This window comes from Aulosira sp. FACHB-615 (assembly GCF_014698045.1).
In the GTDB taxonomy this organism is placed as follows: Bacteria; Cyanobacteriota; Cyanobacteriia; order Cyanobacteriales; family Nostocaceae; genus Nostoc_B.
In genome coordinates, this window is record NZ_JACJSE010000001.1 from 190,127 (window position 1) to 215,561 (window position 25,435).

Sequence of the window (25,435 nt, forward strand, 5' to 3'; positions counted from 1 at the left end):
AGGGGAGGGTTAGGGTGGGGTAATTAAAAACTCCCCCCTGAAAAATTCAGATGGTAAAAATATGACAGTCGCCACACCCAGCGAACATCACGGACATGAGGCCGAACATCATCCAGATTTGCGAGTTCCGGGATTATTAACCTTCCTCATCTCCGAATCTTTAATGTTTGGCGGATTCTTTGCCACATACTTGTTCTTTCGCGGCACTACAGAAGTCTGGCCGCCAGAAGGTACAGAAGTAGAATTACTCGTACCGACAATTAACACCATCATTCTGGTGTCTAGCAGCTTCGTCATTCACTTTGGTGATATGGCGATTAAAAAGAATAACGTCGCCGGAATGCAATGGTGGTACAAAGTGACCGCCGTTATGGGCGCAATGTTTTTGTTAGGTCAAGTGTATGAGTACCTAACCTTGGGATATGGCATGACAGCCAATATCTTTGCTAATTGCTTTTACATAATGACAGGCTTCCACGGATTGCACGTATTTGTGGGACTGTTATTGATTTTAGGAGTATTGAAGCGATCGCAACGTCCCGGTCATTACTCCGCCACCAAACACACCGGCATCGAAATGGCAGAAATTTACTGGCACTTCGTAGACATCATTTGGATTGTTCTCTTTTCTTTGTTGTACATTCTTACACAGTTTTAAGAGGCTAGGGGCTAGTAATGAGTAGGGTGTGTTACGGCACAAAGTGATTCAATGTAAAGAAAACTATTCTTTCTGCCGTAACGCACCGAATTGATTGGTGCGTTACGCTGACGCGATAACACACCCTACAAATTTCATACTTCATACTTCACACTTCAGAATTTTTATGGTCGATACCAACAGATTTTCTTGGTTTCAAGTACCAGAAAATGTCAAAAAATTACTAATTCTAGCTGCTGATACTTGGCATAATAATTCTGAATCCGAGAAATATATGCAACAAGCCATCACCGAAGCCGGAGAAAATACAGACATTTTAGTTTCAGCTTATAGATATTTTTACTACAAAAATAATTATTCTCTCGCCTTGCAAACAACAACCAAATTATTAGATAAAATTAAAAAAGCAGAAAATTTTCCTGAAAATTGGGAACAGCTAAAACCCATACTCATAAATCGGAGGGAAGAAAACCAAATCAGATTGTACTTAAATGCTTATGCTGCTACTGGTTTGGTTTTAGCTAAATTAGGAAACATCGAACAAGCCAAAGAAATCAGCATCAGGGTGCAAGAAATTGACCCCAAACATGATTATGGTGCTGGTATCCTTCTGGATATTTTGACACGTCCAGCCGAGGAAGAAGATTGAATAGTCACTTGTCACTTGTCATTAGTTATTAGTAACTATCAAAACAAATGATAAAGAACAAATGACAAATAACCAACACTCAACGATCAAAATTTACAAATCATGATGAACAATTTCTATTTTGCTCGACCTCTTTCCACATTTACCCTACCTGAAAATCCACTGCCTAATACTGTTCCTTTATCACCTATAAGTCTTCCTGAAACTAATTCTCCTTGGTATGCAGCACCAGTAATTGTCATGCCTTCTACTTCTCAATTTAGATTCTAAAAGTTATGCAAGGTAGGGATTGGCTACTTACTGGAGACGGTCAGTATCAAATTTGTAAATCTGTCAGAGCATGGGATTTATTGCGAGAAAATTATCGCCTCTATCGTTTTTTGACTGAGGTGGAAGATGTTCTCAATGGTGTTGAGGATGAATCTAGCCGTCTACCAGAAATTAGGATGTTGGTGAGGCGCTTAATTGCCAATTCCTACTGGGTGAGAAGTCAACATTTAGAACCTTGTCCCAAAACAGGAACTTCTGTTGTTCTTTTATACGATGAATTGGGTTTTCCGTTAACTGTTCAAACAGTAACCTTTGCACCAGGAACAACTTCAAACATCCATAATCATGGTACTTGGGGAATTGTCGCGGTGTTAAAAGGTCAAGAAAAAAACACTGTTTGGCGACGCACAGATAACGCAACAACTTCAGCTAAAATTGAACAAACAGGAGAAATAACTTTATCTCCAGGAGATATTGTGAGTTTCACTCCTGATGCAATTCACAGCGTGCAAGCAGTCGGTGATCAACCAACTGTGACTTTCAATATTTATGGGGAAACTGATCCAAAACAAAGATTTGAGTTTGATTTAGTCACCCATACAGCACGGAAGTTTTAGTAGAGGGGTGTAGGGGTGTAAGGGTAGAAAGGGTGTACTTCGACTGCGCTCAGTAAGCAGGGTGTAGGGGAAGATTATGTGAATCAGCATTTTTAACCACAAGAAAATCTCACAAACATAAACATCTTTCCCTTATACCCCTACCCCCTTACACCCCTACACCCTAATTGAGAGGGTTCTCTGCGTAAGTCCTAAACCATAAAGTGGATTAGGAGCAAGCACAATGGCAAGAGTAATTTTTTATGAAAAACCAGGCTGTAAAAATGGTACTAGACAAAAAGTGTTGTTAACTGCGGCTGGTCATGAAGTAATTTCATACAACTTATTAACCGAACCTTGGACGATTGAGCGTTTACGGTCATTTTTTGGTAATCGCCCTGTATCTGAATGGTTTAATCGGGCTGCGCCCAAGGTCAAATCAGGCGAGATTGTTCCCGAAAATATCGACGCGGAAACCGCCTTGGTACAGATGTTGCGTGACCCGTTATTAATTCGTCGTCCTTTAATTCAAGTAGGCGATCGCCGCGAAGTTGGTTTTGAGGTCGAAAAACTTGACGCTTGGATTGGCTTAAAACCTGTTGATGAATCCTTCCAAGCTATGAGTGAAGACTTGATGAGTAAGGATTTGCAAGGCTGCGCCCACGGTGGTAATCACCACCATGAACACGGCCACGGTCATGGTAATTGTAAACATTAATCAGTAAACAGTTATCCGTTATCAGTTATCAAATAAATAATCACTGTTAACTGTTAACTGTTTACTGTTAACTGATTAACTAAGGCTCAAATCTTGAAACATTGCTGTGCTGAGGTAACGTTCACCAAAAGAAGGTTGAATCATCACAATCAAACGACCAGCATTTTCTGGTCGTTTTGCTACTTGTAATGCAGCACATAAAGCCGCACCTGAAGAAATCCCAGATAATAAGCCTTCTTCTTTAGCTAACCTGCGTCCGTACATCATGGCTTGGTCATCGCTAACTCGGATTACTTCATCCACCAATTCCAAGCGCAGGACATCGGGGACAAAGCCTGCGCCAATACCTTGTATTTTATGGGGGCCTGCTTCGCCACCGGAGAGGACAGGGCTGTTGCTGGGTTCGACTGCGATCGCTTGGAAACTCGGTTTACGTTGTTTCAATACTTCAGCAATTCCGGTAATTGTTCCGCCAGTCCCAACCCCAGCAATCACAATGTCTACTTCCCCGTCTGTATCTTCCCAAATTTCTTCGGCGGTGGTTTCGCGGTGAATTTTGGGGTTAGCGGGGTTGCGGAACTGTTGCAGCATATATGCGTTGGGTGTGTTCGCTACAATTTCCTCGGCTTTGCGAATTGCGCCCCGCATTCCTTCTGGGCCTGGTGTCAACTCTAGTTTTGCACCATAAGCACGCAGCATTGAGCGCCGTTCTTGGCTCATGGTTTCTGGCATAGTTAAAACTAAGCTGTAACCACGGGCGGCGGCGACCATTGCCAAGGCAATTCCTGTATTCCCAGAGGTAGGCTCAACTAAAATGGTTTTTCCTGGTGTAATTAACCCTTCCTCTTCGGCGTTATTAATCATACTTACGCCAATCCTGTCTTTCACAGAAGCGGCTGGGTTCATTCCTTCGAGTTTGGCAACTATCCGTGCCACTGCACCTTCAGCTTGGGGAATTTTATTTAGTTGAACTAAGGGAGTTCTACCGATTAGTTCTGTAACATCTTTAGCAATTCGCATAAATTAACTCCTAGACTTTTAATTTTAAAACAGCCTATTTACTTATAACTATCATTTTTCGGTAATTCCTGGGTTAAGCGATCGCCAAAACTATTTACTTTCAATAAAGCATAAATATGTAACACACATAAATAATTTTGGTTAATTTACATCTAAATTCGGATTTTTGATGACCATTAACTGAAAATAGCAGCATTTAAGTATTGCTCAACACTAAAGATCAGCTTGTTTGGAGGAACTTAATTAGTTGATTTGCGTCTAGAAAACATATAAAAACTCATTTCATATTTTTCAATACATTATCAATCAAATCAACAACGTATTGAACAGTTTGCTTAAATATCTAATTTTCCAGATATAAGGCTATAAAATGTCAGTTATATACAGCGATGGTTTTAATTCATTAAACCTTGATATTTGATAATTAATTAATTGAAATTACGCCCAAAAACTGCTATTTAAAGCCTAAAATCTTCATCTTGAGTACAAAAAATCTTCATCAAAAATCATCTAAAAAAATCATTTTTATCTATAGCCAGTCTTACTTTAAAGCTGAGTGCAGAAATTCCAGCACCCCTACCAATCAACACTAGCCCCTCTGCCCGAAAATACTAGACCCTATACCCCTAACAATTTTTATAAAGCTTATACAGCAAGGGGTTGAGGTTTTGAGTACAAATTTAATCAATTTAATAAACTTAATCCACACCAACTAAACAGCCACCCCCAAAGGCAACTGATATAAAACATATAGGATTTACGCAGAGATTCCCCTCTACCCCCCGAAATTCCCTAGCTTGCTAGTGAACTAGGGGGGACTTCTTAACCAGACATTTTCGGATAAGACTGCGTTAAAAAGTTCTGAGTGCTGAGTGCTGAGTGCTGAGTAGTAATTCAGTATTTTCAAGAGCTTCAGCAACTATATAAAAATAGAAATTAAAAAAATTAGGTAATTATTCACTAGTTATTAAATCTACAAAATAGATACCTGACTTCTTTGAGAAGTCGGGTATCTAAAAACCTCTTATTTTACCAATCAACTATCTAAAACTTTCTTATCTAACCTCTAACCTGTCACCTCTAACCTGTCACCTATCACCTCTAGCCTATAACCTCTAACCCCTAGCCTCTACCCCAAGGATGAAAGTCAAAATTCTCAATGTTCTTACTGTTTGCCTAGTAACATTAATCGTAATTTCTCCAGCAATGGTAGTCCTGAGAGTAGTTTGGGAAAAGCATGGAGAGTTAGTTAAGGCACAGAATTTAACTTGTGAAGTTAATAAGATTAACGAAGTCAATCAAGCCTGGTATCCCCCGGTAACGGCTGGTATTAATAATTGCGATCGCTACATCGTGAACCAACCGATCACAACAGATTATATCTATAAACTTGCCATTATTCTCCAATGGTTTATCTTGCTAACCCCTGTATGTATTGGGTTAGGAATTCTTGTATACGACAGGTATCTAGCGCATCGCGCCGCCGTATTTCAAGAACAAGTAGAAATGTTAGAAAGACTTTGGCGACAAAGTATTGAACAATAATCAATTCACCTTACACAATTACAAAATATTATGACTGAAGAACGGCAAGCTCAATATTTTGATTTAATCGATCAATTACTACAATGTCCTAATGGCCAAGAGCCAGCAGTTTTAGAAGCAAACTCAGAACTAGTTGATGCTCACCTCATCGAAGCAATGGCAAAAGTAGCCACAATGTTTGCTCATGATGGTAATCAAGATGGCGCTAAATTTTTATTTCATGTAGCTCGTGAGCTTGCCAAACAATTAGGGTTATATCCTGATTTTAATAATTCCGAAGCTGCAAAATCTGAGTGAAGTGCCTAACAAGGAGTAATCATGCTACTGACGGCTACTGATGCTGGACATATAGCGTTAGAGTTTCTCTTAGCAGACTGGAATATTCGTGACGAATATCGAGAGTGGTTTACTATTATCAAATCTCGTTTAGTTGGTGAGAGTTGGTATATTGTCGAGTTGGGTGTTGAAGGTTTTCCTGATCGGTGGTTTATTCAAGTTTACGATACAGGAGAATGTGACCCTAGCTATACTTTTGTTTCTCCCATCAGTGGCAAAGAAGGATTTTCTGACTTTTGTGATTTACCAGAAATAATTGCTGAAGTATTAGTAGCAGAGAGAAAATCTCGATAATCAACTTGATTACTTCAAACATCTATTAGGACTCATATTTGATTTGGGAAGAAAATCAGTACACCCAAATCAGGCTTCTTTCCTACTCCCTACTCCCCATTCACTACTCCCTGCGTATACAACTAGATTCAGCAATCAAACCGTATTTCTATATCAAAAGTTCTGATTTTTTATATCCCTGACTTCTTTAAGAAGTTGGGGATATTAGATTTAAATACATCAACTATTTTTTACTTTCAAAAATAAAACTAATTTACCATATTTTCTATATATTATTTAACACTAAATGCAATATAAACTACACTTTATGTCATGCTTAGTTGACAAATATGTGTTATATTAAATAGCGTGATGAAAGCTACAGAAACATCAGCTAAAATGATTACTGAAGATATCATCGCTCAAGAATTCAAACGAATTGTCAGCGAGTATTATCCAAAGGTTGGAGAACTATTAGACGGGTGTCATGTGAAAGTCATCACCTGTTTTTGGGGAAGACCGCCTAGACGTTTGCAATACATAGGTATTTATTGCTCTGAAGAAATGTTGCCCCACATTAGAGAACAGCAAAAAATTCTCAGAGACATAGCCGATAATATGGGATTAGTCCAAGTAGTTTGTATGAATGCCAAACGCTTGATTCGAGACCCCAAATCGACGCTCAAAGATACCGATCCACGCCTATGGTTGGAGTTGCAAATGGTAGCAACCTAAGAATAGCAAACAATGAAAATTGGACTTTTCTGCAATTACGAAAATCATCACCAAAATTACCGCCGCGCGATTTTTGAGCAAGTTGCTTTAGTCAGACAAGCAGAAAGCTTAAACTTTGACGAAGCCTGGGTAAGTGAACACCATTTTAGTGAAGTCAATATCAGTTCTTCTATGTTGCTATTGATGGCGCATTTAGCAGGTGTCACTTCCACAATTCGCTTAGGTACTGCGGCGGTTTTACTGCCATTTCACAACCCGATTCGGGTAGCGGAAGATATTGCGACTTTGGATAATTTGTGTAATGGCAGATTATTATTTGGAATTGCCAAAGGCGGGCCTTTTCCTCAGCAAAATAAACATTTTGCGATTGCAATGGGAGAATCTCGCGCCAGAATGTTAGAGGCTATGGCATTGATTCATAAGCTGTTATATGAAAAAGAAGTTTCATTTTATGGGCAGTATTATCAATGCGATCGCCTCACAGTATATCCTAAACCTTTGCAACAGCAAATCCCGGTATATATAGCCAGTGGTGATACTTCCAGCATCGAATTTGCCGCACAAAATTCCTTTAGCTTAATGGGAGGGCCACCCTTTGCGCTAGAGAGATTGAAAAAAACCGTCAACGAATACCGCAATATTAATTCCAGTGGTGCAGATAATTTTGTCTTAGCACGGTTCTTTTTTGTGGGGAAAACCAACGAAGCTGCGGTGAATGAAGCCATGCCTTTTATCCGCCAATTTAGCCAAAAAATGCAAGCTAATACGGCAGTAGTAATGCAGAATAGTTCCACCGGACATAAACCATTTGAACGGACAAATATTTGTTTTGACGAAGACTATTTGATTGAAAATTCAATCATTGGTGATGCGATTACTTGTCGAGACAAAATCAAAAAGTTTCAGGACGAATTGAATCTAGGTACATTAGCACTCAAACCCGCATCGTTTGATATGCAAAAAAACATCGACAGTTTGCAGTGCTACAACCAAGAGGTACGCAATTATGTCTAAATTAAACCAGCTTCCACCCGATGACTTACCACCAACTCAGGTCACAAAAGAGGATGGAATGCTGCACTCAGAGCTAGAGCAATCGATTGGCAGATGTTTTTATTATAGTTGCGATCGCATTACTCAAGCTTTACTCAATAACTGTCAGTGGTATCTTACTGATAAAAATGCAAAAATTATGTTAGTAATTGACTGCCCTGACATTGTATCTTACTGGCATATAGTCAGCAATATTCCCCAATTAGGTAATAGATTAGAACGATTTACAACTAATGCCAAAATCAGAGTCTATCCGCCCTTTGGTAAAGGTGGGCCGTTAGAAATTAGTGTCAATGAAATCTCTGCTTATCGAGATTGGTTGTAGAATCATTATTTACTCATCTCTAAACCCAGTTTCTTGGCAAAAACTGGGTTTTTACATTTTTTATCAACTTTGACCTTGCTTGAGCATTTCATATAATATCTATAAAACACTTTATTTGATGTTATGGTCAATAAAATTAATCTTGAGAATATCCACACTCTTACAGACTTTAAGCGCAATGCTAAAGACTACGTAGAACGTATAAAAGCCACAAAATTACCACTGGTGCTAACAGTAAACGGTAAAGCTGAGGTTGTAGTGCAGGAAGCACAAGCATTTCAGGAGATGATTGATCAACTCGAACAAATGGAAACAGAACTGAAAAAGTTCAAGCTAGAAGCTTTAAAGCGCGAAATTGCTATTGGAATCGAGCAATTAGAGAATGGCGAATATACAGAATATGATGAAGACTCCATTTCTACGTTGTTTGGAGAAATTGCTGCACGAGGAAGAAAAAAGTTAGCTGATAACAGCAAACTATGAGCCGCTTTAAGATTTCTCAACAGGCAATACAAGATATTGAAAATATTTGGAATTACATTGCCGAAAAAAATCCACAGGCGGCTGATAAACTTTTTGATAAGCTCAGAGAGAAATTTCCGAAGTTAGCTAAATTTCCGCAACTAGGAAAGCCGCGCTTTGATTTAGCTGCTTCTTTGCGATGCTTTCCGGTAGAAAACTACCTGATTTTTTATCGTTCTATGGAACAAGATATAGAAATTGTTCGTATTCTTCATGGAGCGCAGGATATAGAAAGCATTTTTCAAAACATAGAAGATACAGAAGACATCTGAAGTTATTGATTATCCCAGAAAAGAATTTTTGCTATGATTATAGTAATCATAAATAATTTATCAACATCTATCTCCCTTGTCTTCCGTGTCTACCTTGTCTCTCTGGAATATCGTATTCATATCTCAAATAATCATGCTATATTATGTTGAGATAAAAACTACAATCGTTGTTGAGGAATCATAATAATCAATTCTGTACCCAGACCTGGAATTGACTTACAATCTATTTGACCTTGATGAGTTTCAACAATAATTTGATAGCTAATCGAAAGTCCTAAACCCGTCCCTTTACCCACTGGTTTAGTAGTAAAAAATGGGTTAAATATTTGTTCAGCGATTTTCTCATCAATTCCTATCCCATTGTCACTAACGCGGATTGCAATCCAGTTATCGACTAATTCTGTAGTAATTTTAATTGTAGGATTAAAAGTTAATATTGGTCGTGTACTTATCCCATTTGTGGGACAATAACTGTGCAGGAGATAATCTATTTTCTGTTCTAAAGCATCGATAGCATTACTAAGAATATTAATCAAGGCTTGGTTCAGCTTACCTGCATAACAAGCTACCCTTGGTAAATCGCCATATTCTTTAATAACGGTAATTTCTGGGTAATTGGGTCGGGATTTGAGGCGATTTTGCAGCAGCATTAAAGTACTATCAATACCTTCATGGATATTAACCCTTTTCACTTCTGCTTCATCTAAGCGGGAAAAATTACGTAAAGAACGTACAATTTCAATAATCCTCTGACTGCCAATTTCCATAGAATTTAGAACTTGTAAAAAGTCTTTCTTGATAAAGTCTAAATCCATGTTTTTGATTTTATTGGCTATTTTTAAATTTGGCTCTGGATAAGATTCTTGATAGAATTGTAGCAGTTCTAAAATATCATCAGCATATTGAGCTACATAATTAATGTTACCGTAAATAAAATTCACAGGATTATTAATTTCATGGGCAATCCCAGCTACTAAAATTCCTAAAGCTGACATCTTTTCAGATTCTACTAATTTGCTTTGCATAGCACGTAATTTTTTTAAAGTTGCTTGCAAATCTCGGCTTTGCTGTTCTAAAGTTTTTTGTGATTCCCGCAATTCATCAATTACATTCAGAAATAAAGCCTCTTTCTTTTCATTAGTTTCTTCTAAAGCAATTCTTAAAGACTCAGAACGCTCTAGTTTTTTCTGGAGAATACGGTTAGCTTTTTCTAGTTCCTTAATTCTTTGCTCATGTTCTAATGGCATGATGATTTAATGCCTTCCTATTAAAAGAGTGACAAAAGTTTCATGATGCAGTCTGGTTTCGCCGCCATCATTTAACGGCGAAATTTCACCATGAGTATAAAAACCACAACCTGGAATGGCTGCTGTCAAAAATTCTTGAGCTAGTTGATATTCTTCAATTACGCGTGTACCTAGCAATAGTCGCCGAGCCGCACAAGAAAAAAACAAAGCTGCATCTGGCTGCTTCCCTGGATAATTATTTAAAGCATTGGTAATTGAGGTTTTAGCTGCACCTAAAATATCATTACGACTAGCTTGTGCTATTTGGACAAAAGCATCTGCTGGTACTTCTCCCAGAAAAAGAATACTGCCATTTTCGGGATTATAAATACTAGGCGCACGCATATAAAAGTCCTGGCTTTCTGACTCAAATACCGCTAAAGGATATTCCCCAGAAGGAGGTAGACCACCTAAATAATGATGATAAAACTCTAATGCGGGTTTGCCATTAATTTCATACAGAATATTTTTATCAACCTTGGTAACTTTGCCCTTTTTACCTATAGGATGCCAACCACTAGCAACTCCTTGAGAAAACAATAATTGACCAGAGAAAATCAATAAAGGTACAGCATCAGTGAGAACTTCGGTTTGGAAAAATTGATGGGTTTTTTGAAATTGCCATTGATCAGCAGTCAGTCCGCCAAAAATTGGAATATCTTTGCCCAAAGCTAGTTTTAAGCCTTCAACAATCGCTACGCCATCAACTGTTAAACTTTCAGGAAAAGCCAAACAAAACTGAGAAACAGCCAAGTTTTTAATTTTGGATTTTGCCTGGTCTACAGCTTGTTGAGCAGCTAGAATAGGGTCTTGCGATAAGTTCTTCCCTAGGCCAGCATGAATTTCAATTTCATCACTACAAAAGAGCATTAATGCTAAAGAATCTTGCTGGAATTGTAATAATGAAGAAATTTCAGCATCACTAGTACCACCAATTAATTCAATTCCCGGAAAAGTTTGGACAATTGTTTGCAATATGAGTGCATAGTCAAAATCAATTGCCACAAATACAATCCCAGCTTGCGGAATTTTTCCGTTTAAATTAGCTTGACATTGTTCTATAACTTCAGTAATGGCAGCTAAAGAATCAGGGTCATTACTATGGCCAACTACTACATTCAACATATATATCTGGTCTGGGATTTTCTACCGTGGACTTATTATTCCCAAACCAGATGGCTTTATCTAATCAAGCTGACGAGCAATTTATTCAGATTATTGGGACTTACGCATAGGTAACGGAAAATTGGACTAAACACAAGCACTTCAGAGCGTTCTTACGTATTTCCTCAGTATGTAAGAATTACTTAAAAATTTTTAGAAATTTGTACATAGGCTTTTGTATAAACTAAAGAGGGAGCCTTGTTATGAGGTATTTGATGACACTGGATTTGCAGAAGTTTTACCAAGCGTGCAACCCTAGCAAGACCTTGGCGGTGGAAAACGCTGAGGATCGTAAATATTATATTGATTTCTCCTCAGTTCGTGGTGGCAGGATTATTGAGGAGCTAAAAGAAAATATTACGTTTTTTTCGCCACATGAGCCGACGTGTGAACTATTTACCGGACATATCGGCTGTGGTAAATCTACAGAATTACTCAGACTCAAAGCTGAATTAGAAGCAGTAGGCTACCAAGTGGCATATTTTGAGTCTAGCCAAGACTTGGAAATGAGCGATGTTGATATTGGTGATATTTTACTGGCGATCGCTCGTCGTGTTACCGAAAGTCTGGACACTCTAGAAAAACAACTCAAAATTCCTGAACCCAGAGGTTTAAAGAAAATTATCGAAGGCGCAGCCAAACTGGTGCAGGTAGAACTTGAATGGTCGGCAGAGTTCACAATTGGGATTGGTAAAATTACCGCGAAGGCCAAAAATAGTCCAGAGTTTCGCAGCAAGTTACGCGAATATCTTGGCCCTCGTACCAAAAGTATTTTAGATGTGATTAACGAAGAACTCATCGAATCTGCGATCGCCAGTGCTGATTTAATTAATTTTATTGAGCAAACAGCCGATGAAATCTTTACTAAAGTTTTAGCTGCGGGTGCGGGGAGATATCTTGATCAAGTTGCACTCAATTTACAAATTGGTTCGTCTCGCCGAGTGGAGTTAGAAGCCGCAGCCAATGAATTACAAAATCGTCGCTTGAGTCTTTCTTTAGAACTCGAAGCCAGCTTGGAATTTATGCTTGGTCGAGCTACTGCTAATTTTATGGAAGAGTCTCGACAACATTACGAGCGCAGTTTAGCACTGTTTGAACAAACTGATCAATTTTTAGAACGTCATGCGGCGGTACTTTATTCCTTGGGTATATGGTGGAGTACATTTGCGGTGCTGTATCTCCCCGAACAAGAAAGTTCTCGTGCTACTTCTACTGAATATCTTCAAAAATGTGTTGCAGTCTTTGAGCAAGCAAATCGCCGAGACTTAGTAGCTAAATTCATCAACGCCTTGGGAGTAGTTTTGCAACAACTCCAGCGTTGGGATGAATTAGAAGCTGTAGCCAACAAAGCCTTAACGTTGCATCAAATTTATGAGCATCCGTTGAAACTTGCAAGAGCATATAGTTTCAAAGCTGAGGTAGCACTGGCCAAATCAATGCCAGATACAGCCAAAGCTGCTGCTGAACAGGCGCTAAATTTGCTAGACAACTATCAAAGAAATATACAGCAGCCAGTTAGTGAAGAAACTAAGGCAGATTTAGAATGGGAAAACTCTTATCATCGTGGTTGGTACTTGTTTGCATTGGGGCGATCGCAAGCTGCACTCAATCAACCAGAATTAGCATTGCAAACCTTAGAAATTGCCAAAACTGACACTAAAGCTCAATACGATCCAGAGCTTTATATTGGCATTTTAGCCCAATTACGAGACAACTATTTTAAAAAAGGTGAATATTTAACAGCATTTAATATTAAGCAATATCGGCGTTCTATTGAACAACAATATAGTTATCGTGCCTTTATTGGTGCGGGGAGATTGCAACCACAGCAGCAAGTAAATAACCCAGCCTTAGCATTAGCTGAAAAATCAGATACAGTCGCACAAGAAATTGCCGCATCTGGGAGACAATCAGATATAAACCGTTTGATTGAACGTATGGGTCGCCACGACCATAAACTGACAATTATTCATGGACAATCTGGTGTAGGTAAAAGTTCAATTTTGCAAGCTGGGTTAATTCCCGCCTTAAAACAAAAGCCAATTGGAACGCGTGATGTTTTGCCTATTTTGCAGCAAGTTTATCCAGGTTGGTTGAGAGAATTAGGAGATAGATTAAGGGAGGCGATCGCTAATTTAACTCCTTTCGCTCTCAAACCTTATGAAGGCGAAGAAATACCTATTTTTAATGATAAAAATTCTATCTTAGATCAATTTGTCAAACATGATGATTACAACTTAGTAACAGTCTTAATTTTTGACCAATTTGAAGAATTTTTCTTCGTTTACAAAGATCCGGCTAGTAGAAAACCGTTTTATGAATTTTTACGCGAATGCTTAGATATTCCTTTTGTAAAAGTTATTTTATCCTTGCGCGAAGATTACTTATACTATCTTTTAGAGTGTAACAATCGATTAGCTGATTTTGAAGTAATTAACAACAATATCCTCGACAAAGATATTCTCTATTATTTAGATAACTTTTCCCCAGAAGATGCTAGAGCAGTTATCCACATCCTGACAGTTAAAACCCCATTTGTCTTTGAACCATCACTCGTAGATGAATTAGTCAAAGATTTAGCTAGAGACTTAGGAGAAGTCCGTCCAATTGAATTGCAAGTTGTAGGTGTGCAACTCCAAACTGAAAGAATTACTAAACTAGAACAATATCAAGAACAAGGCCCTAAAGAAAAATTTGTCGGACGCTTTTTAGAAGAAATTGTTCAAGACTGCGGTACAGAAAATGAGCAAATATCCAAACTAGTGTTATATCTACTCACAGATGAAAACAACTTGCGTCCTCTAAAAAATCGCGCCGATTTAGAATTAGAATTAGAAGTCAAACCTGAAAAACTCGACTTAATTTTAGAAATATTAATTAAATCAGGGCTAATATTTAAAGTCCCAGCAATTCCCGCAGACCGCTATCAACTAGTTCATGATTATTTAGTTCCCTTTGTTCGTCAACAACAATCAGAAAGATTAATTAAAGAACTAGAAAAAGAACGGGAACAACGCAAGTTAACAGAAGCCAAATTAAACGAAGTTCTCAAACAACAACTACTAGAAACACGTCGCGGCTTACTTTGGAAAGTCTCACTAGGAACTATAGCAGGTGCATTGGCAATATTTTTACCGTTAATATTCATTAATCAGAATAATGCCCAACTGCTTGCTATAAGTAGCAATGCAAAAAGCAAGCTGAATTCAAATCGAGATTTAGAAGCACTAATAGAAACTATCAAAGCTGGCAAACGACTAAAACAATGGTGGTCAATAGGCGTAAAACCAGAGACAGAAATGCAGGTCAAGACTGCTTTACAAGATGTAGTTTATACCATACGAGAAGTTAATACCTTAGAAGGTAATGCTGACAGTGTTACTAAGGTAAGTTTTAGTCATGATGGGCAAAAAATAGTTTCTGGCAGTGCTGATGGCACTTTAAAAATATGGAGTCGAGATGGTAAAGAAATATTTAGTTCTTCAGTTCTGGATAAGAAAATTACCTACATTGACTTTAGCCCTGATTCTCAAATAATAGTTGCTGGTAGTGTGGATGGCAAAGTAATACTCAAGAATCTCAAAAATCCAAATGAAAAAAACTTCAATTTTCAAGCACATGAAGAAGAAATTACTAATGTTAGTTTTAGTCCTGATGGTCAAAAATTACTTACTGCTAGTAAAGACAAAACTATTAAACTTTGGAGTTTGGATGGTAAAGAACTAAAGATATTTCGTGGGCATCAAGACAGTATTAGCAGCGTTAGCTTCAGCCCTGATGGTCAGCTAATTGCTTCTAGCAGTCAAGACAATACAGTAAAACTCTGGAATTTGGATGCCCAACCAATTCAGAACTTAAAATTTAAAAATTCTGTTAATCAGGTTGTTTTTAGCCCTGATAGTCAGATAATTGCTTCAGTAGAAGAGAACGATGAGTTAAAGCTTTGGCGACGCAATGGTTCCTTGCTAAACACATTTTTTGCATTTGGAGGTCAACGTGTACGTTTTGGTCTTGATGGTAAAACTATTGCTTTAGCTACTGTTTATTCTGATTCCACAAGGGTGACAATATACAACACTGACAAAACTGACGAACAAGCGCCTACACTAACTTTTGATCTGACAGGACACAGAAATAAAATCACTAGCATCAGTATTAGTCCTGACCTTCAAATGGTGGCATCTGGAAGCGAGGATAGAACTGTAAAACTCTGGAACATTCAAAAAAACAATAATTTTAAAAGCCCTAATACATATTCAGGATTAAACATAAGTTTTAGTCCTGACAGTCAGTTAATAGCTTTTGTTAGTGATAAAGTACAATTATGGCAGCAAGATAATATTCTCAGAACCACTCTACCAGGAGATAATTCAGAGTTTAGCTTTGGTCCAAATAACCAGACATTAGTTACAGCTAGTGAAGATATTCTAGTGCAATTGTGGCGAAAAGATGGGAATTTTGTGAAAACTCTTCAGGGGAATATAGTATCAGGAAGTTTTAGTCCTGATGGACAAACTATTGCATTAGTCAAAGATGATAATCATGTCGAATTATTAACAAGTGATGGCAAGCATATTTCCACGCTTAAAGGCATTAAACATAGGGTGAGTAGCATAATTTTTAGCTCAGATAGTGAAACTCTAGCAACATTAAATGATGGTAAAAATCAGATTATCAACATTTGGCGACGTAATGGTAATTTGATTAAGAGCTTGAATGGTTATAGTAACTATACATTAGTGGGATTTAATCATAATGGCGATATTTTAATTCTTGCAGGTCAAAACAAAATAAAATTCATACATAAAAGTGGTAAAGAAATCAAAAATATTAATTCTGTATTTTCGGATTCAGTTAATTTCAGTGATTATGGAGAGAGGTTAATTTTTTTTAAACAAGAAGAAGAAAAGAAGCTCAGATTAGAACTATGGAATACTAATGGAACTTTTATCACAACTTTGCCATACTCTGATGTCGATATTGAAAAATACAGTTACCAAACTCCTTATTTTATAGGTAAGCCTCAAGCAATAGTTTATCAAGATGATCAGCAAATAAAATTCTGGACAGCGAATGGTTCTTTTATTTCAAAATTTGATAGTGTTAATAAACAAGGATATCAAATTAGCCCTGATGGACAAATTATAGTTACAAGAGAAGAAAAAAATATTATCAAGCTCTGGAAACGTAATGGCATAATTCTTAATACTATTCAGTTAAAAACTAAAAAAGCTACAGCTAAAACCATAACTTTCAGTTCAGATAGCAAAAAGTTAGCCATAACAACCAATCAAAATACAATCGAAATATGGCATACAGATGGACATTTTATTAAAAGTATAAACACTTGGGATAACAGTAAAGTTAAACGTTTAAAGTCCGATAATCCTGAAAATCAAAGTTACGATACGCCTCTAATATTTGATAGTGATATATTAATAACTCGTACCCAAGAAAATCAACTAGGATTATGGAAATTTGATAGTAATACAAGTAAAAAAGTATCGACTGCTAAGTATATAAATAAATTAGGTAATTTGGTTAAAGGCATTTATAATGTTAACCAAAACATAATATCAACTAATAGTAGTATAGACACAGTAAAAATATGGCAAATTCCAAAAAAGGTAAACAAAGAAGCACATTTATTAAATTCTATTAAAGGGCATAGCAATCAAATAACAAGTCTTGCTATTAGTCCTGATAGCAAATTAATAGCCTCAGCTAGTAAAGATAACACTGTAAAAATTTGGCAGCGTGACGGCAGGCTGCTCAGTACATTTAAAGAGCATAAAGACAACGTAAACAGCGTCAGCTTTAGCCCAGACGGGAAGCTGATTGCTTCTGCTAGTGATGATACAACTGTTAAAGTTTGGCAACCAAATGGCGAAGTAGTTAAATCTTTTGAAGAGCATGGTAACGTTGTTACAAATGTGAGTTTTAGTCCAGATGGTAAGTTAATTGCCTCTGCTAGTAGAGATAACACTGTAAAAATTTGGAGTCTGAATAATCAAGAAATCACTACTCTAAATAATGACTATCCTGTTACAAGCATCAGTTTTAGCCCAGATAGCAAAATGATTGCTTCAGCAGACTATAAAACAGTCAAAATTTGGAGTATTGACGGCATTTTATTAAGCACTTATGAGCGTTTTGGCAAAAGTAGCGTGAGTTTCAGTCCAGATGGTAAGAGTATTGCTTCTGCTACTGGTGATAACGGAATTTCTGTTTGGGATTTAGACTTAAATCAACTCCTCAAGCAGGGTTGTGATGCAGCGCGTGATTATCTCCAGAATAATCCAAAAGCGGAAAGCGATCGCCACCTCTGTGATGACATCTACAATCAAAAGTAATGGTGAGCGCGATCGCTAACTATATTAATTTACTTCAAAAAGAGTTCGGGGTAATCCTGACTGGCGAACAATAGACTTGAGCGTCCCAACGCGGAGTTCTTCATGATCAGGCACAGGAACAGTGATGGTAGAATCTTCTGTCTGTAGCTGCATAATAATATGACTTCCACGTTGGCGTACTTGCACAAAGCCATACTGCTCTAAAATTTGACAGACTTCTCGACCAGAAAGAACACGCAATTTACCCAACACTCACCTCTAGCTGCGTGACAAATACTTCGGTATGCAATCTCTCTTGAATTTCCGAGGGGTGAGCAGTTTCAAAAAATAATTCTAACGCTTCAACTAAATTACTCCGCGCTTCTTCAATTGTGTCGCCTTGACTAGCAATATCGAGTTCTGGACAGAGTGCTACATACCCATCCCCCTCACGCTCAATAATGGCAGTCAGTTGCCGTTTCTGCTTCATTTTTTATTTTTAGTTGAGTATCCTACTAATAATGATGATAACTGCGATCGCCATTTTACCGAGAAATCACCTCACTCGCTCTTTGTCCCACCACTTCAGGATGTACAACCTTTAATTTCATCTGTTCAGCACGCCCAGTTAAAAAAGGCTGACCTAAACCTATACCCGCAAAAGGGCTTTCACCAGGGATTTCTAATTGGGAACTAATCAAACCCAACCGCGCCTCACATTCCGCCAAAAATTTGAGTAAATCAACACCCTGAACACTAAAGGAGGAACCAGTCAACCGTTGTCGCCAAGCCAAACTTTGCTGAGTATAATTCAGAGTACACAAATTGCGATCGCCCTGACGTACCATCACTCGCTGATCGTCTTCCCAAGTAAAATCTGCCATACCAAATCCCCACATAAAAAAATCCCCACCCAGGCGAATGCGTGGATGGGAATACTGAGTAGGGAATTTCTCATCATTCCCTACTATATTGGGAGAATTATTTGCTTTCAGTGAAATCTGCATCAATTACATCATCACCACCACCGGAAGAACTAGAAGTACCGCCATCTTGAGGTTCAGCACCAGGCGCAGCACCACCAGCTTGTTGATAGATATTGCTACCAACTGCGAACAGTGCTTGTTGCAATTCTGGCATCAGCTTGGTGATTTGCTCATCATCTTCTTTCGCAACAGCTTCCCGCAGGTCTCTCACCAAACCTTCAACCTTGGCTTTATCAGCAGCAGGAACTTTATCACCTAATTCTTGCAGTTGCTTTTCAGCTTGGTATGCTAAAGAGTCAGCTTGGTTCTTGCGGTCAATTTTCTCACGACGGTCTTTGTCAGCAGAAGCGTTTTGTTCTGCTTCGCGCACCATCCGGTCAACGTCAGACTTATCTAAGGTAGAAGCACCAGTAATGCTGATGGACTGTTCTTTACCAGTACCTTTGTCCTTAGCGGTAACGTTGAGGATACCGTTAGCGTCAATATCGAATACAACTTCGATTTGAGGTACACCACGGGGTGCGGGAGGAATACCATCAAGGCGGAAAGTTCCCAAACTCTTGTTGTCGTTAGCAAATTCCCGTTCACCTTGGAGGACGTGAATTTCTACGTTGGTTTGACCATCAACAGCAGTAGAGAATACTTCTGATTTCTTGGTAGGAATTGTGGTGTTGCGGGGAATAATCTTGGTCATTACACCACCCAAGGTTTCTACACCCAAGGACAATGGTGTTACGTCTAACAACAAGATACCTGTAACTTCACCACCCAATACACCTCCTTGAATCGCAGCACCAACAGCTACCACTTCATCAGGGTTAACGCTTTGGTTAGGGTCTTTACCCAAAGCTCGTTTTACCAATTCTTGGACTGCGGGGATACGGGTAGAACCACCAACGAGGACAACTTCATCGATGTCATTTTTGCTTAACTTAGCATCGCGGAGCGCATTCTCTACAGGAATACGGCAACGGTCAATCAAGTCAGCACAAAGTTCTTCAAACTTAGCGCGAGTCAGCGTCGTATCCAGGTGCTTTGGCCCGTCCTGGGTAGCGGTGATGAACGGTAAGTTAATTTCCGCTTGAGTCACGCTGGAAAGTTCAATTTTGGCTTTTTCAGCAGCTTCAGTTAAACGTTGCAGTGCTTGTCTGTCTTTGCGGAGGTCAATACCTTCGTCTTTGCGGAACTGTTCTGCTAAGAAATCCACAATTTTCTTATCGAAGTCGTCACCACCAAGGTGAGTATCACCAGAGGTTGCTAATACTTCAAATACACCGTCGCCGACTTCTAGGACGGATACGTCGAATGTACCACCACCCAAGTCAAATACCAGGATAGTTTCGTTGCTCTTCTTATCAAAGCCGTAAGCCAAAGAAGCGGCGGTAGGTTCGTTAATAATCCGCAGTACTTCAATACCAGCGATTTTACCAGCGTCTTTGGTAGCTTGGCGTTGAGAGTCGTTGAAGTAAGCAGGAACAGTGATTACAGCTTGGGTAACAGTTTCACCCAGATATTTGCTTGCGTCTTCAACGAGTTTACGCAGAACTTTCGCGGAAATTTCTTCGGGAGCGAATTGTTTACCAGCGCCGGGAGAGTCTAGCTTGACGTTACCGCCACTGCTCAACACTTTATAAGAAACTTCTGTAGCTTCGTTAGTAACTTCGTCAAAGCGGCGACCAATGAACCGCTTAACTGAGTAAAAAGTGTTTTCGGGGTTCATCACCGCTTGGCGCTTGGCAATTTGTCCTACCAAGGTGTCGCCATTTTTCGCAAATGCTACTACTGATGGTGTTGTGCGAAAACCTTCTGCGTTAGCAATAACCGTGGGTTTACCACCTTCCATCACTGCCACGCAGGAGTTAGTTGTTCCTAAGTCAATTCCAACTACTTTTGCCATGTTAGGTGCTGGCTCCGTATAACTACAAATGAATGAATGGGAATATAAGGACTAAATCTTGAACCAACTGATTTTATGAAAGCAGTTACTTCAGCATTGATGACCTTTAGCTCGATTGTGTTGGGGTTATAGCCCCAATTTCTGCTGATATATATACTGAGCTTGTATAGCCAGTCCATGAAGGGTGGTTTCCCGAACCTGCTTTGGGACGGTTAATTTTAAAGTTTTGTCTAGTTGGTTCATGGATTAATTTGCTTTCACTTCGTCTAATTTATGAGAATTAATACATTGAGTAATTAGGGTGAACCGTAATCACCATGTGGTGTTTGCCGTCTTTAAACAACATTAACTCCAGAGATACAGAGAATTAGTGAGCTATAAAAGGATTCCTGGGCTAATAAATTCAGTCAAAATGCGGATACTTATAGGAGTTACCTAAGAAAATAAAATCAAAGGTTGGAAAAAGAGTGTAAGTGTTCAAAAAACTTATACGCTCACCCCTTTAAACCCTTACACCCAGTTGAAACAGACAAATTTGGTGCTGAATTTTTAACTTAGGTAAGGGTAGATTTTGTAGGGTTTATGTATTAAAAATGTAATTAAAAAATGTTAGTTATGCGTCGTGCCTCTGGATGTTTATTTGGGCTTGCCTGTGGTGATGCTTTGGGTGCTGCTACAGAATTTTTAAGTGTGGAAGAAATTCGTCGTCGCTTTCCGCCAAATGGGCCGCAAGAAATTGTGGGTAATCCTGTACGCGTCACCGATGACACACAAATGACATTGGCAGTGGCACAAGCTTTAGTTGAGGTTGATGCTGCAAACTTGAGTTTAGCTAATTTGGAACCTGTTCTTAGACGTACTTTTGTGGAGTGGTTACACAGTCCCGACAATAATCGCGCTCCGGGAATGACTTGCTTACAGGCTTGTGAATATTTGGAAGCAGGTTTACCTTGGCAGCAAGCAACTAGGCCAAATTCTAAAGGCTGTGGTGCGAATATGCGTGTTGTGCCTGTAGGTTTATTACCCACAGATGATACAGTCCGCGCGGCGGTGGCTCAATTTCAAGCCGCATTAACGCATGGTCATCCAACTGCCTTGGCAGCTTCTGATTTAACCGCAGCAGCAATTACTTATCTTGTCAAGGGCGGTGAACCGCAAGAATGTTCTGCTTATCTTCGCAACTATGCCTTAAGTCAGCGTTCAGTTTATCATGCTGATTGGCTGGGGAATTTATGGCAGCGTCCAGGCATTAATACACCAACAGAATTTATTAGTCGTGGTTGGGATGAGTGTTTAGCAGTGCTTGACCGTCTGGATGCAGCATTAGTCAACCCCAAGCGCGATATTGACCCCTGTTTGGCTATAGGCGAAGGCTGGGTAGCTGAGGAAGCTTTTGCTACAGGTTTATTATGCTTTTTGTTTTTTCCAGAAGCACCGTTAGCCGCAGTACGACGTGCTGCACTCACCGCAGGCGACTCTGACTCAATTGCTTGTTTAGCAGGTGCTTTTGCTGGAGCATATTTAGGAATGGCTGCATGGCCTGAAGATTGGGTCATTCGGATTGAATACCGTGACCAATTGGCGGCTTTGGGTGAATTCTGGGATTAACTTGGAAATCTGTGTCCTGGTGAACCCTTCTCCTGTCGGAGACGCTAACGCGAACGACTGCGCTCAGGGTTCAATCCCTGAATATGGCGATTTTCTCCTACCTCCTTGATACTGCGATCGCTATCACGCAATCATCAGTGCTAAATTGTTACTTAATTGGTTAATAGGTATGTGTAAAACTGTTTAAGTAGTTTGTGCGTCGCTCATTTTAAATCAAGGCAATGGATACAAAACGCAAAGTCAACGTTTGGTGGAAATACGTTGTTCTATTGATGCTGATTTTGGCATTTAGACCAACTACCTATTTTATTCGTCAGGCTTTGCGGGGAGATCCAATCGATATTAATTATTTTTGGACAGAACTTTCTCCCTTTGGACTACTCAAACAAGGTCTGTATAACGGTAATGGTGGTGCTGATTGGAAAATCGGCCGACCGCAAGTTACCATTTGGAATGCGGAACAGTTGCGTTCTGAGCCAGAGTTAAGAAAGTTTGCTTTAGAATTAGTCAATCGCGATCGCACTTTAAATAAGTTAAAACCTTTAACGGCAGATTCTTTACTGTCACTCGCCGCACAATTCCACGCCCAAGATATGCTAGAGCGGCAGTATTTTAATCATATTTCTTTAGATGGGAAAAATCCCCGCGATCGCTACATTCAAGTTGGCGGTAATCGACGTGTGGCAGTGGGCGAAAATATTATCAAAGATAGTGTGCAAGGCTTAGGTTTCACTTACGGTAAAGTCGAAGATTTTCAACGCGGTTGGATGTACAGCAATAGTCACCGCCAAAATCTCCTGCGACGTGAATATAAAAAATTTGGCTATGGTATAGCTGTTGGCAAAAATGGCCAAATTTATGCAGTCCAAATGTTTAGCGATTAAAATCTCCCACAACTTATCCAAATCGATAGTTTTTTTGAGAATCTCTGATTTTTTCTCCTGTACTTAGCCACAAGACAAAATTTCATGCTTCATACTTCACACTTCACACTTTTCCCTGTGGCAATATTGGAATCAGACTGCGTTGCATTTAGCTAGGCAAACAAAAATGTTGGGAAACACACTTGTGGGAAGATACCAAATTATTAGCTATTTGGGAGGTGGAGGATTTGGTGAAACTTTTGTAGCTTGTGATACTCAACTTCCTGGTTCACCACAATGTGTTGTCAAACAACTCAAACCCCAAGTTAGCAATGCAGCCACCTTAGAGATAGCTAGGCGGTTATTTGATACAGAAGCGCAAGTTCTGTATAAACTAGGCATATACGATCGCATTCCTCAACTGTTAGCTTATTTTGAAGAAAATGCCGAATTCTATCTTGTTCAAGAATTTATCCCCGGTCATGATTTAAGTAAAGAGTTAGTTGCCGGAAAAACTCTGAGTCAAGACCAAGTTATCTTACTCTTACAAGAAATACTCGAAATCTTAGAATTTGTTCATCAACAAAATGTCATTCATCGTGATATCAATCCCCGGAATTTACTCCGCCGGGACGCTGATAGCAAATTGATTTTAATTGATTTTGGGGCTGTCAAACAAATTACGACCCAAGTAGTAACGCCCGAAGGACAAACAAAGGCTACCGTTGCTATTGGTACTCCTGGTTATCTCCCTAGCGAACAAGCCCAAGGTACACCAAAATTTAGCAGTGATATCTATGCTGTGGGTGTAATTGCTATTCAAGCTTTGACGGGAATACCTGCTGAAGAGTTAGAAAAAGATGCTGAAACGAATGAAATTATCTGGGAAAACAAAGTGCAGGTTTCGCCAGATTTGGCGCGATTTTTAAATAAAATGGTTTGTTATGATTTTCGGCAACGTTATGCTTCAGCAACAATAGCATTAGCAGCTTTAAAAAATCTTATTCAGCCGGAAAAGCAAACCATCAATATATCTCCAGGAATTTTACAAAAAAATCTCAACCTGAAAAAGCATAGTAAAAATTTATTGATCAAGTTATTGTGGGCGATTTTTCTTTTAACTATCACTGGGATAGCTGCTTTATTTGTGGTTAATAGAATTAATGCTAACAATGCTGTAGAATTATCCAAACAAGGAAATACACTATTTGAATTGCAACGCTATCAAGATGCTTTATCTGCCTATAAACAAGCAGTAGAAATTAGACCGGATTATGCTCAAGGCTGGAATGGACAGGGTAAGACATTATTTAAATTAAAACAATATGATGCTGCTTTGGCGGCTTATGAAAAAGCAATTCAAATTCAGCCAGATTATCTAGATGCTTGGAGTGGTAGAGGTTTTACCTTACAAAAATTACAACGATTTCCTGAAGCGATCGCAGCTTTTGATAAAGCTTTACAACTCCATGATGATTACCCAGAAATTTGGAATGCGAAGGGTGAAGTATTTAGCGAATTAAAGCAATACGATAACGCAATTAAAGCTTACGATAAAGCCATAGATTTAAAATCTGATTATGTCGAAGCTTGGTATAGTAAAGGCTTGGCATGGCAAAATTTAAAAAATTACGAGGAAGCGATCGCAGCGTACGACAAAGCCTTAGAAATTAAATCTGATTATTACCAAGCATGGTATAATCGTGGCAATGCTTTGGTAAATTTAAACCGCTACGAAGACGCTTTTACAGCTTATGATAAAGCAGTACAATATCAGCCCAGTTATTATCCAGCTTGGTTATCTAGAGGTAACGTTTTGATTACCTTACGCCGCTATGCAGAAGCCGTAGAATCATTTAATCAAGTCATTAAAAATGACCCAGATAATTACCAAGCATGGTATAATCTTGGGTGGTCGAAACATCAATTACAACGCTATCAAGAAGCCATCACAGCATATAATAAAGCCGCCAGTATTAAACGCAACGATGAGCAACTGTGGTACAGCTTGGGTAATTCTCAATACAATTTGCAGCAATATCCAGAAGCGATCGCAGCTTATAATCGAGCATTACGCTACAATCCCAAACATTACGAAAGTTGGTACAGCCGAGGCAATGCCTTACTCAATTTAAACCGCTATCCAGAAGCGATCGCATCTTATAATCAAGCTATTAAATATAAACCAGATTATCAAGAAGCGATCGCTGCACGTAATCAAGCCGAGAATCAACTACACAAAGATAAATCAAAACCCATTATCGTTCCTACAATACCCAATTCAAATTAAAAATATAGCGTTTATCAGTTATGTCGGTTTGCGTTCC

Annotated in this window: 24 protein-coding genes; 17 read left to right on the top strand and 7 right to left on the bottom strand. The window is 38.9% G+C overall.

The window, feature by feature from the left end:
- Nucleotides 1-61: 61 nt before the first annotated feature.
- The 5 genes from H6G77_RS00755 (at nt 62) to H6G77_RS00775 (ending at nt 2,891) form a co-directional block, all read left to right on the top strand.
- The gene (locus H6G77_RS00755; RefSeq protein ID WP_190587824.1) at nt 62-658 is read left to right on the top strand and encodes a heme-copper oxidase subunit III; all 597 of its coding nucleotides are present in this window, start codon (nt 62-64) and stop codon (nt 656-658) included.
- 166 nt (nt 659-824) lie between these two features.
- Nucleotides 825-1,307: a hypothetical protein gene (locus H6G77_RS00760; RefSeq protein ID WP_190673650.1), complete on the top strand. Its 483-nt coding sequence runs from the start codon at nt 825-827 to the stop codon at nt 1,305-1,307.
- A gap of 102 nt (nt 1,308-1,409) precedes the next feature.
- Complete coding sequence (locus H6G77_RS00765; protein ID WP_190587826.1) at nt 1,410-1,577, top strand: hypothetical protein; 168 nt, start codon at nt 1,410-1,412, stop codon at nt 1,575-1,577.
- A gap of 5 nt (nt 1,578-1,582) precedes the next feature.
- Entirely contained in the window at nt 1,583-2,194 is a 612-nt protein-coding gene (locus H6G77_RS00770) for a cupin (RefSeq protein ID WP_190870581.1), read from the top strand.
- Nucleotides 2,195-2,417: 223 nt separating this feature from the next.
- Nucleotides 2,418-2,891, top strand: coding sequence for an ArsC/Spx/MgsR family protein (locus H6G77_RS00775; RefSeq protein ID WP_190673658.1), 474 nt, complete (start codon nt 2,418-2,420; stop codon nt 2,889-2,891).
- Between the two features lie 75 nt (nt 2,892-2,966).
- On the opposite strand, the gene cysK is transcribed toward H6G77_RS00775, so the two are convergent.
- Complete coding sequence (gene cysK, locus H6G77_RS00780) at nt 2,967-3,911, bottom strand: cysteine synthase A (protein ID WP_190587829.1); 945 nt, start codon at nt 3,909-3,911, stop codon at nt 2,967-2,969.
- A gap of 1,140 nt (nt 3,912-5,051) precedes the next feature.
- Between cysK and H6G77_RS00785 the strand changes: the two genes are divergently transcribed.
- The 8 genes from H6G77_RS00785 (at nt 5,052) to H6G77_RS00820 (ending at nt 8,972) form a co-directional block, all read left to right on the top strand.
- Nucleotides 5,052-5,456 carry a hypothetical protein gene (locus H6G77_RS00785; protein WP_190587830.1) on the top strand — a complete coding sequence of 135 codons (405 nt, stop codon included), beginning with the start codon at nt 5,052-5,054 and terminating at the stop codon, nt 5,454-5,456.
- 30 nt (nt 5,457-5,486) lie between these two features.
- Complete coding sequence (locus H6G77_RS00790; RefSeq protein WP_190673662.1) at nt 5,487-5,753, top strand: hypothetical protein; 267 nt, start codon at nt 5,487-5,489, stop codon at nt 5,751-5,753.
- Nucleotides 5,754-5,774: 21 nt separating this feature from the next.
- Nucleotides 5,775-6,086, top strand: coding sequence for a hypothetical protein (locus H6G77_RS00795; RefSeq protein WP_190587832.1), 312 nt, complete (start codon nt 5,775-5,777; stop codon nt 6,084-6,086).
- Nucleotides 6,087-6,437: 351 nt separating this feature from the next.
- Nucleotides 6,438-6,800 carry a hypothetical protein gene (locus H6G77_RS00800; RefSeq protein WP_190587833.1) on the top strand — a complete coding sequence of 121 codons (363 nt, stop codon included), beginning with the start codon at nt 6,438-6,440 and terminating at the stop codon, nt 6,798-6,800.
- Nucleotides 6,801-6,812: 12 nt separating this feature from the next.
- On the top strand, nt 6,813-7,814 hold the full coding sequence (locus tag H6G77_RS00805) for an LLM class flavin-dependent oxidoreductase (RefSeq protein ID WP_190870582.1): 1,002 nt from the start codon (nt 6,813-6,815) through the stop codon (nt 7,812-7,814).
- On the top strand, nt 7,807-8,178 hold the full coding sequence (locus H6G77_RS00810; protein ID WP_190587835.1) for a hypothetical protein: 372 nt from the start codon (nt 7,807-7,809) through the stop codon (nt 8,176-8,178). Before H6G77_RS00805 ends, H6G77_RS00810 begins: the two co-directional genes overlap by 8 nt.
- 123 nt (nt 8,179-8,301) lie before the next feature.
- Entirely contained in the window at nt 8,302-8,661 is a 360-nt protein-coding gene (locus tag H6G77_RS00815; RefSeq protein ID WP_190587836.1) for a type II toxin-antitoxin system prevent-host-death family antitoxin, read from the top strand.
- On the top strand, nt 8,658-8,972 hold the full coding sequence (locus H6G77_RS00820; RefSeq protein WP_190587837.1) for a type II toxin-antitoxin system RelE/ParE family toxin: 315 nt from the start codon (nt 8,658-8,660) through the stop codon (nt 8,970-8,972). Before H6G77_RS00815 ends, H6G77_RS00820 begins: the two co-directional genes overlap by 4 nt.
- Before the next feature lie 158 nt (nt 8,973-9,130).
- On the opposite strand, the gene H6G77_RS00825 is transcribed toward H6G77_RS00820, so the two are convergent.
- Together H6G77_RS00825 and H6G77_RS00830 are read right to left on the bottom strand one after the other, a co-directional pair.
- Nucleotides 9,131-10,219, bottom strand: coding sequence for a sensor histidine kinase (locus H6G77_RS00825; RefSeq protein ID WP_190673667.1), 1,089 nt, complete (start codon nt 10,217-10,219; stop codon nt 9,131-9,133).
- Between the two features lie 6 nt (nt 10,220-10,225).
- Nucleotides 10,226-11,383: an FIST signal transduction protein gene (locus tag H6G77_RS00830; protein ID WP_190870583.1), complete on the bottom strand. Its 1,158-nt coding sequence runs from the start codon at nt 11,381-11,383 to the stop codon at nt 10,226-10,228.
- Between the two features lie 254 nt (nt 11,384-11,637).
- On the opposite strand from H6G77_RS00830, the gene H6G77_RS00835 reads away from it, so the two are divergent.
- Entirely contained in the window at nt 11,638-17,775 is a 6,138-nt protein-coding gene (locus H6G77_RS00835) for a PD40 domain-containing protein (protein WP_190870584.1), read from the top strand.
- A gap of 24 nt (nt 17,776-17,799) precedes the next feature.
- On the opposite strand, the gene H6G77_RS00840 is transcribed toward H6G77_RS00835, so the two are convergent.
- From H6G77_RS00840 to dnaK, 4 genes are read right to left on the bottom strand one after another with little or no spacing between them, the layout of a single operon-like run.
- The gene (locus H6G77_RS00840; RefSeq protein ID WP_190870585.1) at nt 17,800-18,024 is read right to left on the bottom strand and encodes a type II toxin-antitoxin system HicA family toxin; all 225 of its coding nucleotides are present in this window, start codon (nt 18,022-18,024) and stop codon (nt 17,800-17,802) included.
- Nucleotides 18,017-18,244, bottom strand: coding sequence for a type II toxin-antitoxin system HicB family antitoxin (locus H6G77_RS00845; RefSeq protein WP_190870586.1), 228 nt, complete (start codon nt 18,242-18,244; stop codon nt 18,017-18,019). Before H6G77_RS00845 ends, H6G77_RS00840 begins: the two co-directional genes overlap by 8 nt.
- Nucleotides 18,245-18,299: 55 nt before the next feature.
- A complete protein-coding gene (locus H6G77_RS00850; protein WP_190870587.1) occupies nt 18,300-18,761 on the bottom strand; it encodes an acetoacetate decarboxylase in 462 nt (153 codons plus the stop codon).
- The gene (dnaK, locus tag H6G77_RS00855) at nt 18,736-20,637 is read right to left on the bottom strand and encodes a molecular chaperone DnaK (protein WP_190587841.1); all 1,902 of its coding nucleotides are present in this window, start codon (nt 20,635-20,637) and stop codon (nt 18,736-18,738) included. The genes H6G77_RS00850 and dnaK overlap by 26 nt, the downstream gene beginning before the upstream one ends.
- Nucleotides 20,638-21,243: 606 nt before the next feature.
- Here dnaK and H6G77_RS00860 point away from each other — a divergent pair.
- From H6G77_RS00860 to H6G77_RS00870, 3 genes are all read left to right on the top strand, one after another.
- Nucleotides 21,244-22,245 (top strand): ADP-ribosylglycohydrolase family protein, encoded by a 1,002-nt coding sequence (locus H6G77_RS00860; protein ID WP_242048155.1) that lies wholly within the window; start codon nt 21,244-21,246, stop codon nt 22,243-22,245.
- A 221-nt stretch (nt 22,246-22,466) separates the two neighbouring features.
- Entirely contained in the window at nt 22,467-23,129 is a 663-nt protein-coding gene (locus tag H6G77_RS00865; protein ID WP_190870588.1) for a CAP domain-containing protein, read from the top strand.
- Nucleotides 23,130-23,295: 166 nt separating this feature from the next.
- Nucleotides 23,296-25,398, top strand: a complete 2,103-nt coding sequence (locus H6G77_RS00870; protein WP_190870589.1) for a serine/threonine-protein kinase — start codon at nt 23,296-23,298, stop codon at nt 25,396-25,398.
- Nucleotides 25,399-25,435: the final 37 nt, after the last annotated feature.